Here is a 12,772-nt window from a genome sequence, read left to right as displayed (position 1 = left end):
CCTTCGCGTACCTTTGACGGCTGCCCAGCACGTCAGAAGGGGGCCCGGTGGCCGCTCAGGCGCAGGACAGTGCGCTCGACTCCCTGCGAGACCGAGAGATCGGCGTCGAACAGGAACATCTCGACCGGGTGTACCGGCGTCTCGAGGAGAAGATCCACGAGGCCGAGTTCCTCATGAACGACGCCGCCCAGCGCGGTCAGGTCGGCACACCCGGCGCGCTCGCCGAACGCGACGCGCAGGTCTTCCGCGCCGGAGTGCACCTCAACCGGCTCAACAACGAGTTCGAGGACTTCCTCTTCGGCCGGATCGACCTGCTCCTCGGCAAGGACGGCAAGAAGGGGCCCGACGGCGCCTACACCGCCGTGGAGCCCGCCGAGGGCGCGGTCCGCGACGACAACACCGCCGACATCGCCGAGACCCTGCACATCGGGCGCATCGGCGTGCTCGACCAGGACTACGCGCCGCTGGTCATCGACTGGCGCGCCCCGGCCGCCGCGCCCTTCTACCGCTCCACCCCGGTCGACCCCGGGCGGGTCGTCCGGCGCCGGGTCATCCGCTCCAAGGGGCGCAGGGTCCTCGGTGTCGAGGACGACCTGATGCGACCCGAGCTGAAGGCGTCACTGAACGGTGAGGAACTGCCCGTCATCGGCGACGGCGCCCTGATGGCCGCCCTCGGCCAGGCCCGCGGTCACACCATGCGGGACATCGTGGCGTCCATCCAGGCCGAGCAGGACATGGTCATCCGCGCCCCCGCCGCCTCCGTCACGTACGTCGAGGGCGGCCCCGGCACCGGCAAGACCGCCGTCGCCCTGCACCGCGCCGCCTACCTGCTCTACCAGGACCGGCGCCGGTACGCGGGCGGCATCCTCATCGTCTCGCCGACCCCGCTGCTGGTGGCGTACACCGAGGGCGTGCTCCCGTCGCTCGGCGAGGAGGGCCAGGTCGCCATCCGCGCGATCGGCTCCCTGGTCGACGGCGCCGAGGCCACGCTGTACGACTCCCCGGCCACCGCCCGCGCCAAGGGCTCGTACCGGATGCTCAAGGTGCTGCGGAAGGCGGCGCGCGGCGCACTGGAGCTGGGCGCGGGCGCCCGGGGCACCGGCGGCGACCGCGGCGGGCAGCTCGCGTTCGGCGACGACCCCGCCCCGGTGCCCGCGGGCCCCCCGACCCGCTTGCGCGTGGTCGCCTTCGGGCGCCGGCTGGAGCTGGAGGCCGACGCCCTCGACCGGGTCCGGCGCACCGCCCTCGGCGGGACGGCTCCCGTGAACCTGCTGCGCCCGCGCGCCCGCAAGCTGCTGCTCGACGCCCTGTGGGAGCAGTCCGGCGGCGCCAAACGGCACAGCGACCCCGAGCTCGCCGCCGAGCTGCGCTCCTCCTTCGACGAGGACGTGACCTCGGAGGACAGCTTCATCGCGTTCCTGGACGCCTGGTGGCCGGAGCTCACCCCGGCCGCCGTCCTCGCGGCGATGGCCGACGAGCGCCGGCTCGGCCGCTGGGCCCGCCGGGTCCTCAACCCGGGCGAGATCCGCAAGGTCGCCCGCTCGCTGCGCCGCGACGGCCTGTCCGTGCACGACATCGCCCTGCTGGACGAGCTCCAGGCGATCCTCGGCACCCCGGCCCGCCCCCGCCGCAAACGCGAACTGGACCCGCTCGACCAGCTCACCGGCCTCGAGGAGCTGATGCCGGTGCGCGAGGAGTCGCAGCGCGAGCGCGCCGAGCGGCTGGCCGCCGAACGCGTCGAGTACGCGCACGTCATCGTCGACGAGGCGCAGGATCTGACGCCGATGCAGTGGCGCATGGTCGGCCGCCGCGGCCGGCACGCCACCTGGACGGTCGTCGGGGACCCGGCCCAGTCGTCCTGGTCCGACCCCGACGAGGCCGCCGAGGCCCGCGACGAGGCCCTGGGCAGCCGGCCCCGCCGCCGCTTCCAGCTCACCGTCAACTACCGCAACCCGGCCGAGATCGCCGAGCTGGCCGCGAAGGTGCTCGCCCTCGCCATGCCGGGCTCCACCTCACCGTCGGCGGTGCGTTCGACCGGCGTACGGCCCAGGTTCACGGTCGTCCGGGACTCCCTCGCCGCGACCGTCCGCGCCGAGGCCGCCCGGCTGCTGGACCAGGTCGACGGCACGGTCGGCGTGGTCGTCGCCATGCAGCGCCGCGAGGAGGCGGCCCGCTGGCTGGCCGGGCTCGGCGACCGGGTCGTGGCGCTCGGCAGCCTGGAGGCCAAGGGCCTGGAGTACGACGCCACGGTGGTGGTCTCCCCGGCGGAGATCGCCGACGAGTCACCGGCCGGACTGCGCGTGCTGTACGTGGCGCTGACCCGGGCGACGCAGCAGCTCACGGTCGTGTCGGGGGAGCGCGACGAGCCGGACGCCGACGGGCTCCCGGACCTGCTCAGGGACTGATGAGAAGGAACACCGCCGGAGGGAATGGCCTCACGGCATCCGTTTGTTAGCCTGGACGTGACACCGGCTCGATCCAAGCCCCCGGGCCCAACCTTCGTCGCTACGAGCGACCACTTGCCGCGAGGCGAGCATGGCGGGTCGGTGTCACCTACGTAGGGCGGAGGCCCACGTCACGGATGTGACGTGGGCCTCTTCTCATGAGAAGACGTGGCGAACAATACGTTCGCAATGTCAGCCCGGCTAACTCCTACTCGGCGGTAGGTGCGACGATCGGACGGCAGATCGCAGCTATACGGTGAAAGCAGAGGAAGTCGGCCATGGCAACGGCGCCCAGCGTCTCCTACTCGATGACGGTCCGGCTGGAGGTGCCCGCGAGCGGAACCGCGGTCTCCCAGCTCACCACGGCCGTGGAGTCCCACGGAGGCTCGGTGACCGGCCTCGACGTCACCGCGTCCGGCCACGAGAAGCTCCGCATCGACGTCACCATCGCCGCGACCTCCACCGCGCACGCCGACGAGATCGTCGAACAGCTGCGCCAGATCGAGGGCGTCACGCTCGGCAAGGTCTCCGACCGTACGTTCCTGATGCACCTCGGCGGCAAGATCGAGATGGCGTCGAAGCATCCCATCCGCAACCGTGACGACCTGTCCATGGTCTACACGCCCGGTGTGGCCCGCGTGTGCATGGCGATCGCCGAGAACCCCGAGGACGCCCGCCGGCTGACCATCAAGCGCAACTCCGTCGCGGTCGTCACCGACGGCTCCGCGGTCCTCGGCCTGGGCAACATCGGCCCGAAGGCGGCGCTGCCGGTCATGGAGGGCAAGGCGGCCCTGTTCAAGCGGTTCGCGGGCATCGACGCCTGGCCGATCTGCCTGGACACCCAGGACACCGACGCGATCGTGGAGATCGTCAAGGCGATCGCCCCCGGCTTCGCGGGCATCAATCTGGAGGACATCTCCGCTCCGCGCTGCTTCGAGATCGAGGCCCGGCTGCGCGAGGCCCTGGACATCCCGGTCTTCCACGACGACCAGCACGGCACGGCGATCGTCGTCCTCGCGGCACTGACCAACGCCCTTCGGGTGACCGGCAAGGCCATCGAGAACATCCGCGTGGTCATGTCCGGCGCCGGCGCGGCCGGTACGGCCATCCTCAAGCTGCTGCTCGCCGCGGGCGTGAAGAACGCCGTCGTGGCCGACATCCACGGGGTCGTGCACACGGGCCGTGAGGACCTGCGCCAGGCCCCGGCGGACTCGCCGCTGCGCTGGATCGCGGACAACACCAACCCGGAGAACCTCACCGGCACCCTGAAGGAGGCCGTGCGCGGCGCCGACGTCTTCATCGGTGTCTCGGCCCCCAACGTGCTCGACGCCGACGACGTGGCCGCCATGGCGGAGGGCGCGATCGTGTTCGCGCTCGCGAACCCGGACCCCGAGGTCGACCCGGCAATCGCCCGTCAGACGGCCGCAGTTGTGGCCACCGGCCGCTCGGACTTCCCCAACCAGATCAACAACGTGCTGGTCTTCCCGGGTGTGTTCCGCGGTCTGCTGGACGCGCAGTCCCGCACCGTCAACACGGACATGATGCTCGCGGCCGCGAAGGCTCTGGCCGACGTGGTCACCGAGGACGAGCTCAACCCGAACTACATCGTCCCCAGCGTCTTCAACGACAAGGTCGCCGGTGCCGTCGCCGGCGCCGTCCGCGAGGCCGCCAAGGCCGCGACCGCTTCCTCGGGGGCGTAAGCCCCGTGCGGCGGGGTAACCGGCACGTGTGACCGGGCTGTGAGGATCACCACGGCAAGCCCTTGTGACGGCGCGTCGCGGAACCTGAGGCCTGTTTTCGCCGTTTATCGTGACGGCCAGGCTCAGGCCCTCTCTTCGTGTGACTCCCAAGGGTGTTCTCACGACTCCTCCGGGTGCCGGATTGGCTTTCCCGCCGCAGGTAGGGGCAGGATGCGTCCCTGGGCGCGAGGGTCTGGCCACGGACCCGGTCCGGGGACCGACCGAGGACCCTGGCAGCATCGACACCGCTGTGCCCGACATGCGGCTCCGCCGCGTGGCACGCCTCAAGGCAATTGAACACGGGAGTAACAACATGAACCGCAGTGAGCTGGTGGCCGCGCTGGCCGACCGCGCCGAGGTGACCCGCAAGGACGCCGACGCCGTGCTGGCCGCGTTCGCCGAGACCGTCGGCGAGGTCGTCGCCAAGGGCGACGAGAAGGTCACCATCCCTGGCTTCCTGACCTTCGAGCGCACCCACCGTGCCGCTCGCACCGCCCGCAACCCGCAGACCGGCGACCCGATCCAGATCCCCGCCGGCTACAGCGTGAAGGTCTCCGCGGGCTCCAAGCTCAAGGAAGCCGCGAAGGGCAAGTAAGCGCTCCGCCTCGAGCGAGAGACGCCGAAGGGGCGGTCACCCGGAATGGGTGACCGCCCCTTCGCCATGAACAGCCTCAGCCGAGCGCCTTGCCCGGGAGTTCGACCTTCGCGCCCAGCTCGACCAGCTTCTCCATGCTGTGCCTGCCCGGGGGATGACCCCCGGACCCCCAGCCGGGGACGGCGCCGCCCCGCCCGGCGCCGCGGGGCACGGTCAGCCGAGCGCCTTGCCCGGCAGTTCGACCTTCGCGCCCAGCTCGACCAGCTTCTCCATGCTGTGCCTGCCCGGGGGATGACCCCCGGACCCCCAGCCGGGGACGGCGCCGCCCCGCCCGGCGCCGCGTGGCACGGTCAGCCGAGCGCCTTGCCCGGCAGTTCGACCTTCGCGCCCAGCTCGACCAGCTTCTCCATGAAGTTCTCGTAGCCGCGGTTGATCAGTTCGATGCCGTGGACCCGGGACGTGCCCTGGGCCGCCAGCGCCGCGATGAGGTACGAGAAGCCGCCGCGCAGGTCGGGGATGACCAGATCGGCGCCCTGGAGCTTCGTGGGGCCCGAGACGACGGCGGAGTGCAGGAAGTTGCGCTGCCCGAAACGGCAGTCGGAGCCGCCCAGGCACTCGCGGTACAGCTGGATGTGCGCGCCCATCTGGTTCAGGGCGGAGGTGAAGCCGAGGCGGGACTCGTAGACCGTCTCGTGGATGATGGACAGGCCCGTCGCCTGCGTCAGCGCGACCACCAGGGGCTGCTGCCAGTCGGTCTGGAAGCCCGGGTGCACGTCCGTCTCCAGCGCGATGGACTTCAACTGGCCGCCGGGGTGCCAGAAACGGATGCCCTCGTCGTCGATCTCGAAGGCACCGCCCACCTTCCGGTAGGTGTTGAGGAACGTCATCATCGAGCGCTGCTGCGCCCCACGGACGTAGATGTTGCCCTCGGTCGCCAGCGCCGCGGACGCCCACGAGGCGGCCTCCAGACGGTCCGGCAGGGCGCGGTGGGCGTAACCGTCGAGTTTGTCGACACCGGTGATGCGGATGGTGCGGTCGGTGTCCATCGCGATGATGGCGCCCATCTTCTGCAGCACGCAGATGAGGTCCTCGATCTCCGGCTCGACGGCCGCGTTCGAGAGCTCGGTGACGCCCTCCGCGAGGACGGCCGTCAGCAGGACCTGCTCGGTCGCGCCGACGGACGGGTACGGCAGCCGGATCTTGGTGCCGCGCAGCCGCTGCGGGGCCTCCAGGTACTGCCCGTCGGCCCGCTTCTCGATCCGCGCGCCGAACTGCCGCAGCACCTCGAAGTGGAAGTCGATGGGCCGGCCGCCGATGTCGCAGCCGCCGAGGCCCGGGATGAAGGCGTGGCCGAGGCGGTGCAGCAGCGGGCCGCAGAACAGGATCGGGATCCGGCTCGATCCCGCGTGGGCATCGATGTCAGCGACGTTGGCGCTCTCGACGTGCGACGGGTCCATCACCAGCTCGCCGGGCTCCTCACCCGGTCGGACGGTGACACCGTGCAGTTGGAGCAGGCCGCGAACGACCCGGACGTCCCGGATGTCGGGGACGTTGCGCAGTCGGCTGGGGCCACTGCCCAGGAGGGCGGCGACCATGGCCTTCGGTACGAGGTTCTTCGCACCGCGGACACGGATCTCGCCCTCGAGCGGGGTTCCGCCGTGGACAAGCAGTACATCGTCATTGCCGTTGACGGTCATGTATCTCGCGTTCCGATGAGTTGGGCAGGGGCCAGAAGGGAAAGGGTAATCGCCGCGCACCCCCCTGGAGTAAGCCCGTGCAGGGCTCAGCGACGTCATAGTCCTGTCACAACACGAACGGTTCCGCGCCGGGCACGAGCGGTCACCGCCCGGCCCCGCGCCCCGGGGCGCACACCCGTGTCCCACCGCCCCCGGCGGACCCGGCCTCACCAGGACGCTCCCTCCCGCCCCGGCCGCGTTCCCCCGCGAAGCGGCATTGCCTCCCCATGTGGGGGGAAGATGCGGGATCATGTCTGGCATGACCGAGGTGTCCTCGCTCACAGGGCGGCTGCTCGTGGCCACGCCCGCCCTGGCGGACCCGAACTTCGACCGTGCGGTGGTGCTCCTTCTCGACCACGACGAGGAGGGCTCCCTCGGTGTCGTCCTCAACCGGCCGACCCCCGTCGACGTGGGCGACATCCTGGAGGGCTGGGCGGATCTCACCGGCGAGCCCGGCGTCGTCTTCCAGGGCGGCCCGGTGTCGCTGGACTCGGCGCTCGGCGTCGCCGTGATCCCCGGCGACGCGGACGGGGACAGCGCGCCGCTGGGCTGGCGCCGGGTGCACGGCGCGATCGGCCTGGTGGACCTGGAGGCGCCGCCGGAGCTGCTGGCGCCGGCCGTGGGGTCGCTGCGGATCTTCGCCGGGTACGCCGGCTGGGGGCCCGGTCAGCTGGAGGACGAACTGGTCGACGGCGCCTGGTACGTCGTCGAGTCCGAGCCCGGTGACGTGTCGTCCCCGGCGCCCGAGCGGCTGTGGCGCGAGGTGCTGCGCCGCCAGCGCAACGAGCTCGCGATGGTGGCCACGTATCCGGACGACCCTTCGCTCAACTGATGGCTGTGAGCTTCAGTACCCTTGGCGGTATGAGCACTCTCGAGCCCGAGCGCGGGACTGGTACGGGGACCCTCGTCGAGCCCACGCCGCAGACTTCCCACGGCGACGGCGACCACGAGCGCTTCGCCCACTACGTCCAGAAGGACAAGATCATGGCGAGCGCCCTCGACGGGACTCCCGTCGTGGCGCTCTGCGGCAAGGTCTGGGTGCCGGGCCGCGACCCCAAGAAGTACCCCGTGTGTCCCATGTGCAAGGAGATCTACGAATCCATGGGCGCGGGCGGCGACGACAAGGGCAAGGGCAAGGGCGACAAGTAGGCCCGTCCTCCCCGGACCCGTGTGCCGAGGCCCCCAGGTGCGTTTCGCGCATCCTGGGGGCCTTTGTGCTGTTCGGCCGTTGCACGGAGTGCGTCGGCCGGTCACAGAGTGGTTGAGACCTCTTGTGGTCGTGTTCATGAACTCCCTAGCCTCCCGGTGTTGTGCACAGCGAAACCGTCATTGCGCATGATGCAACGCCTCATCGGAGGAGTGCCATGAACACCAGGAAGCCCGCCGCCCGTGTCCTGGGCGCCACCGCCCTCGCGGCCGCCACCCTGATCGTCTCCGCCTGCGCCCCCCAGACCACCGGCGACTCCTCCTCCGACAAGGACGAGAAGACCGGCACCCTGCGGGTCTGGCTCTTCCAGGAAGTCGGCAACAAGCCCAAGGAGAAGGTCGTCGACGCCGTCGTCGCCGACTTCGAGAAGCAGCACGAGGGCACGAAGGTCGACGTCGAGTACATCCCCGTCGAGACCCGCGCCCAGCGCGTCAAGGCCGCCTTCAACGACCCCAAGTCGGCACCTGACCTCATGGAGTACGGCAACACCGACACCGCCGGCTATGTGAAGGACGGCGGACTCCTCGACATCACCGAGGACTTCGCGGCCTGGGACGAGGCCAAGGACACCGACCCCACCGCCCGCCAGTCCGTCACCGTCGACGGCAAGGTCTACGGAGCGCCCTTCTACGTCGGCGTCCGCGCCCTGTACTACCGCACCGACGTGTTCGAGGAACTCGGCCTGGAACTGCCGAAGACCATGGACGAGTTGGCCACGACGGCCCGCAAGATACGCGCCGAGAAGCCCGAGTTGTACGGCCTGGTGGTCGGCGGCGCCTACACCTACGGCGCCATGCCGTTCGTATGGGCCAACGGCGGCGAGCTCGCCGAGGGCAAGGGCGGCTCGTACGCCTCCGCGATCGACAGCGCCGCGGCCCAGAAGGGCGTCAAGGCCTACACCTCGCTGTTCTCCGACGACAACTGCCCCGCCGCCAAGTGCGCCGGCATGGGCGGCAACGACACCGTCACCGCGTTCGCCGCGGGCAAGGCCGGCATGGCCATCGGCGGCGACTTCAGCCACGCCGCCGTGGAGGCCGGCAAGGTCAAGGGCAAGTACGCCGTCGTCCCCCTTCCGGGGGTGAAGTCCGGATCGGTCGCGCCGGCGTTCGCGGGCGGCAACAACATCGGCGTCCTGAAGAGCACGTCGCACCGCACCCTCGCCGTCCAGCTGATGGAGCGGCTGGCCGCCAAGGACACCCAGGAGTCCATGTTCGAGGCGATGGGCTTCCTGCCGACGTTCGCCGACGTACGCCGTGAGGCCGCGGCGAAGAAGCCGTACGTGAAGCCGTTCGTCGAGACGCTCGCCGCCGGCACCAAGTTCGTCCCCGCCTCGCCCGCCTGGGCCCAGATCGACGCGTCGCTGGTCCTGCCGACCATGTTCCAGGAGGTCATCAGCGGCAAGAAGGACGTCGCCGGGGCCTCGCGCGACGCGGCGAAGAAGATGGACGCGGCGTTCGGCTCCGCCGGATGAAAACGCCCGCCCGGCCGCGGGCCCGCCGCCCGCGGAGCACGACACCCTGGCTCTACCTCGCCCCCGCCCTCGTCGTCATCGGCGGACTGCTCGTCTACCCCGTCTACCAGCTCGGGCTGATCTCGTTCTTCGAGTACACCCAGGCCCAGGTCAGCGGGGGCGAGCCGACCACCTTCCAGGGGTTCGGGAACTACACGGAGCTGTTCTCCGACGAGCAGTTCTGGCAGGTGCTCATCGCCACGGTCGGCTTCGCGGCGGCCTGCGTCGTGTCGACCCTGGCGGTCGGCTGCGCGCTCGCCGTGCTGCTGACCCGGGTGCGGGCCGTGCCGCGGCTGGCGCTGATGCTGGCCGCGCTCGGCGCCTGGGCCACCCCGGCCATCACCGGGTCGACGGTCTGGCTGTTCCTGTTCGACCCGGACTTCGGGCCCGTCAACCGGCTGCTGGGGCTCGGCGACCACTCGTGGACGTACGGACGCTTCAGCGCCTTCTTCCTGGTGCTGCTCGAAGTGGTCTGGTGCTCCTTCCCGTTCGTCATGGTGACGGTCTACGCGGGCATCCGGGCCGTCCCGTCCGAGGTGCTGGAGGCGGCCTCCCTGGACGGCGCCTCGCAGTGGCGGATCTGGCGCTCGGTGCTCGCGCCGATGCTCCGGCCGATCCTGGTCGTCGTCACCATCCAGTCGGTGATCTGGGACTTCAAGGTCTTCACCCAGATCTACGTCATGACCAACGGCGGCGGTATCGCCGGCCAGAACCTGGTGCTGAACGTGTACGCCTACCAGAAGGCGTTCGCGTCCTCCCAGTACAGCCTGGGCTCGGCGATCGGCGTCGTGATGCTGCTGCTCCTGCTGGCGGTCACGCTCGTGTACCTGCGGCTGCTGCGCCGGCAGGGAGAGGAACTGTGAGGCCGATGAGCGCGAGGCGTCTCGTACGGCGTCCCTGGCGGCTGCTCGCGGAGACCACCGCGCTGCTGATCGCCGTGGCGGTGGCCTTCCCGCTCTACTGGATGGTGCTCGGCGCCTTCAAACCGGCCGGGGAGATCGAGTCCACCGAGCCCCGGCCGTGGACCCTGTCGCCCTCCCTGGATTCCTTCCGGAGGGTCTTCGAGCAGAACGAATTCGGCCGCTACTTCGTCAACAGCCTCGTCGTCGCGTGCACGGTCGTGGTCGTCTCGGCGCTCATCGCCTTTCTCGCCGCGACCGCCGTCACACGATTCCGGTTCCGCTTCCGGACCACCCTGCTCATCATGTTTCTGGTGGCCCAGATGGTGCCCGTCGAGGCCCTGACGATCCCGCTGTTCTTCCTCATGCGGGACTTCGGCCAGCTGAACACCCTGGGGTCGCTGATCCTGCCCCACATCGCCTTCTCGCTGCCCTTCGCGATCTGGATGCTGCGGGGGTTTGTGAAGGCCGTTCCGGAGGCCCTGGAGGAGGCCGCCGCGCTCGACGGGGCGAGCCGGTCGCGATTCCTGTGGCAGATCCTTTTCCCCCTGGTCTTCCCGGGCCTCGTGGCCACGAGCGTGTTTTCCTTCATCTCCGCCTGGAACGACTTCCTGTTCGCCAAGTCGTTCATCATCAGCGACACCTCCCAGTCGACCCTTCCGATGGCCCTGCTCGTCTTCTACAAGCCCGACGAGCCGGACTGGGGCGGGGTGATGGCGGCGTCCACGGTGATGACGATTCCGGTGCTGATCTTCTTCGTCCTCGTACAGCGGCGACTGGTGTCGGGGCTGGGCGGGGCGGTAAAGGACTGATGTGACTTCCGCTCGGCAACTGATTCCCGCGCCGCGCGCGACCGAGGGCCCGCGCGACGGCACCCTCACGCTCGGCGCCGACACCACCCTCTGGGCCGCCGACGGCACCGGGACCGCCGAACGCCGGCTGCGCGCCACGCTCGGCGCGGCGTACGGCCTGCCCCTGCGACCTGGGCCGCCGGACGCGCCAGGCGGTATCCGGCTGCTCCTGGACGGCACCCTGGGCGCCGAGGCGTACCGGCTGCGCACCGACGCGCACGACGGTGTGGAGATCCGGGGCGGGGACGCCGCCGGCGTCTTCTGGGGTGCCCAGACCCTGCGTCAGCTCCTCGGCCCGGACGCCTTCCGCCGCGCTCCGGTCCGCCCCGGCGCCCTTCCCGTCCTGGAATCTGCGACCGTCGAGGACGCGCCCCGATTCCGCTGGCGCGGACTCATGCTGGACGTCGCCCGGCACTTCATGCCCAAGGACGGTGTCCTGCGCCACCTGGACCTGATGGCCGCCCACAAACTCAACGTCTTCCACTTCCATCTGACGGACGACCAGGGCTGGCGTATCGAGATCCGGAAGTACCCGCGGCTCACGGAGACCGGCGCCTGGCGGGCGCGCACCAAATTCGGCCATCGCGCCTCGCCGCTCTGGGAGGAGAAGCCGCACGGCGGCTTCTACAGCCAGGACGACATCCGCGAGATCGTGGCGTACGCGGCCGAGCGGCATATCACCGTCGTCCCCGAAATCGACGTGCCCGGCCACTCCCAGGCCGCGATCGCCGCGTACCCGGAACTCGGCAACACCGACGTCATCGACACCACCGCCCTCTCCGTCTGGGACACCTGGGGGATCTCTCCGAACGTACTCGCCCCCACTGACAGCACCCTGCGCTTCTACGAGGGGGTGTTCGAGGAAGTCCTGGAACTGTTCCCCGGCGCGTTCGTCCATGTCGGCGGCGACGAATGCCTGAAGGACCAGTGGCGCGCCTCGCCCACCGCCCAGAAGCGCGTCCGGGAACTCGGGGTGAAGGACGAGGACGGTCTCCAGGCCTGGTTCATCGGCCATTTCGACCGATGGCTCTCCGCGCGCGGGCGCCGCCTCATCGGCTGGGACGAGATCCTGGAGGGCGGGCTCGCACCGGGCGCCGCCGTGTCGTCCTGGCGCGGCTACGCGGGCGGTGTCGCGGCGGCCCGCGCGGGACACGACGTCGTCATGTGCCCCGAGCAGCAGGTGTACCTGGACCACCGGCAGGACGGCGGCGCCGACGAGCCGGTGCCGATCGGGTACGTGCGCACCCTGGAGGACGTCTACCGGTTCGAGCCGGTGCCGGGGGAGTTGACGCGGGACGAGGCCCGGCACGTGCTCGGCACTCAGGCCAACGTGTGGACCGAGGTGATGGAGGACGCCGCGCGCGTCGACTACCAGATGTTCCCGCGCCTGGCGGCCTTCGCCGAGGTCGCCTGGAGCGCCCTGCCCGCCCCGGCCGAGCGCGACTTCGCCGGCTTCGAGCGGCGGATGGCCGCGCACTACGCGCGCCTGGACGCCCTGGGCGTCGCCTACCGGCCGCCCACCGGGCCCCGGCCGTGGCAGCGGCGCCCCGGGGTCCTCGGCCGCCCGATCGACGGACCGCCTCCGCACAGGTGACCGCCCCGGGCGAACAGACAGGGGAAAAACCGGCAGCGGATCACCGAAGAGTGTCAATCGGCACTCATCGGTGATGCCGTGCCAAAACGGACCATCTCCCCGATGAGGTGGGCGAATGCCTCCTAGCGGACCCGTGTCCGCGTGCCCTGGGAAGATGTGCCAGAGTTGCCACGTCCGCCCTGTCAGCACGTACCGTA

General features: G+C 70.6%; 12 protein-coding genes. 9 read left to right on the top strand and 3 right to left on the bottom strand.

Annotation, left to right across the window (positions count from 1 at the left end; translation table 11 throughout):
• The first annotated feature begins 47 nt into the window (after positions 1-47).
• The 3 genes from KBY32_RS34660 to KBY32_RS34650 all read left to right on the top strand — a co-directional run bounded on the left by KBY32_RS34660 (position 48) and on the right by KBY32_RS34650 (position 4,778).
• Positions 48-2,405, top strand: a complete 2,358-nt coding sequence (locus KBY32_RS34660; RefSeq protein ID WP_210982860.1) for a UvrD-helicase domain-containing protein — start codon at positions 48-50, stop codon at positions 2,403-2,405.
• Positions 2,406-2,722: 317 nt separating this feature from the next.
• Positions 2,723-4,144, top strand: coding sequence for an NAD-dependent malic enzyme (locus tag KBY32_RS34655; RefSeq protein ID WP_055624605.1), 1,422 nt, complete (start codon positions 2,723-2,725; stop codon positions 4,142-4,144).
• Positions 4,145-4,496: 352 nt separating this feature from the next.
• Entirely contained in the window at positions 4,497-4,778 is a 282-nt protein-coding gene (locus KBY32_RS34650) for an HU family DNA-binding protein (RefSeq protein WP_007498188.1), read from the top strand.
• A 76-nt stretch (positions 4,779-4,854) separates the two neighbouring features.
• On the opposite strand, the gene KBY32_RS35770 is transcribed toward KBY32_RS34650, so the two are convergent.
• The 3 genes from KBY32_RS35770 to murA are packed head-to-tail and all read right to left on the bottom strand — an operon-like array spanning position 4,855 to position 6,475.
• The gene (locus tag KBY32_RS35770) at positions 4,855-4,989 is read right to left on the bottom strand and encodes a hypothetical protein (RefSeq protein WP_267890993.1); all 135 of its coding nucleotides are present in this window, start codon (positions 4,987-4,989) and stop codon (positions 4,855-4,857) included.
• A 2-nt stretch (positions 4,990-4,991) separates the two neighbouring features.
• Positions 4,992-5,126 (bottom strand): hypothetical protein, encoded by a 135-nt coding sequence (locus KBY32_RS35765; RefSeq protein ID WP_267890993.1) that lies wholly within the window; start codon positions 5,124-5,126, stop codon positions 4,992-4,994.
• A 2-nt stretch (positions 5,127-5,128) separates the two neighbouring features.
• Positions 5,129-6,475, bottom strand: coding sequence for a UDP-N-acetylglucosamine 1-carboxyvinyltransferase (murA, locus tag KBY32_RS34645; protein WP_055624604.1), 1,347 nt, complete (start codon positions 6,473-6,475; stop codon positions 5,129-5,131).
• A 298-nt stretch (positions 6,476-6,773) separates the two neighbouring features.
• Here murA and KBY32_RS34640 point away from each other — a divergent pair, with 298 nt between their 5' ends.
• The 6 genes from KBY32_RS34640 (at position 6,774) to KBY32_RS34615 (ending at position 12,575) form a co-directional block, all read left to right on the top strand.
• Positions 6,774-7,346 (top strand): YqgE/AlgH family protein, encoded by a 573-nt coding sequence (locus KBY32_RS34640; protein WP_055624603.1) that lies wholly within the window; start codon positions 6,774-6,776, stop codon positions 7,344-7,346.
• Between the two features lie 29 nt (positions 7,347-7,375).
• Complete coding sequence (locus KBY32_RS34635) at positions 7,376-7,663, top strand: DUF3039 domain-containing protein (RefSeq protein WP_019754409.1); 288 nt, start codon at positions 7,376-7,378, stop codon at positions 7,661-7,663.
• A gap of 215 nt (positions 7,664-7,878) precedes the next feature.
• Complete coding sequence (locus KBY32_RS34630) at positions 7,879-9,192, top strand: extracellular solute-binding protein (protein WP_210982859.1); 1,314 nt, start codon at positions 7,879-7,881, stop codon at positions 9,190-9,192.
• Positions 9,189-10,094, top strand: a complete 906-nt coding sequence (locus KBY32_RS34625; RefSeq protein ID WP_055624601.1) for a carbohydrate ABC transporter permease — start codon at positions 9,189-9,191, stop codon at positions 10,092-10,094. The genes KBY32_RS34630 and KBY32_RS34625 overlap by 4 nt, the downstream gene beginning before the upstream one ends.
• A 5-nt stretch (positions 10,095-10,099) precedes the next feature.
• Positions 10,100-10,942, top strand: coding sequence for a carbohydrate ABC transporter permease (locus tag KBY32_RS34620; protein WP_210982858.1), 843 nt, complete (start codon positions 10,100-10,102; stop codon positions 10,940-10,942).
• A 1-nt stretch (position 10,943) separates the two neighbouring features.
• Positions 10,944-12,575, top strand: a complete 1,632-nt coding sequence (locus tag KBY32_RS34615) for a beta-N-acetylhexosaminidase (RefSeq protein WP_210982857.1) — start codon at positions 10,944-10,946, stop codon at positions 12,573-12,575.
• Positions 12,576-12,772 lie beyond the last annotated feature (197 nt).

The sequence above is a fragment of the Streptomyces sp. RK62 genome, assembly GCF_018070255.1.
Lineage (GTDB): Bacteria > Actinomycetota > Actinomycetes > Streptomycetales > Streptomycetaceae > Streptomyces > Streptomyces nigra.
The sequence above is the reverse complement of the archived record's forward strand: the minus strand, read 5'-3'. Positions and strand labels throughout refer to the sequence as shown.

Coding starts and splice junctions, on each gene's coding strand:
- KBY32_RS34625 (WP_055624601.1), top strand. CDS start 9,189: ATGAAAACGCCCGCCCGGCCGCGGGCCCGCCGCCCGCGGAGCACGACA.
- KBY32_RS34630 (WP_210982859.1), top strand. CDS start 7,879: ATGAACACCAGGAAGCCCGCCGCCCGTGTCCTGGGCGCCACCGCCCTC.
- KBY32_RS34640 (WP_055624603.1), top strand. CDS start 6,774: ATGACCGAGGTGTCCTCGCTCACAGGGCGGCTGCTCGTGGCCACGCCC.
- KBY32_RS34620 (WP_210982858.1), top strand. CDS start 10,100: ATGAGCGCGAGGCGTCTCGTACGGCGTCCCTGGCGGCTGCTCGCGGAG.
- KBY32_RS34635 (WP_019754409.1), top strand. CDS start 7,376: ATGAGCACTCTCGAGCCCGAGCGCGGGACTGGTACGGGGACCCTCGTC.
- KBY32_RS34655 (WP_055624605.1), top strand. CDS start 2,723: ATGGCAACGGCGCCCAGCGTCTCCTACTCGATGACGGTCCGGCTGGAG.
- KBY32_RS34650 (WP_007498188.1), top strand. CDS start 4,497: ATGAACCGCAGTGAGCTGGTGGCCGCGCTGGCCGACCGCGCCGAGGTG.
- murA (WP_055624604.1), bottom strand. CDS start 6,475: ATGACCGTCAACGGCAATGACGATGTACTGCTTGTCCACGGCGGAACC.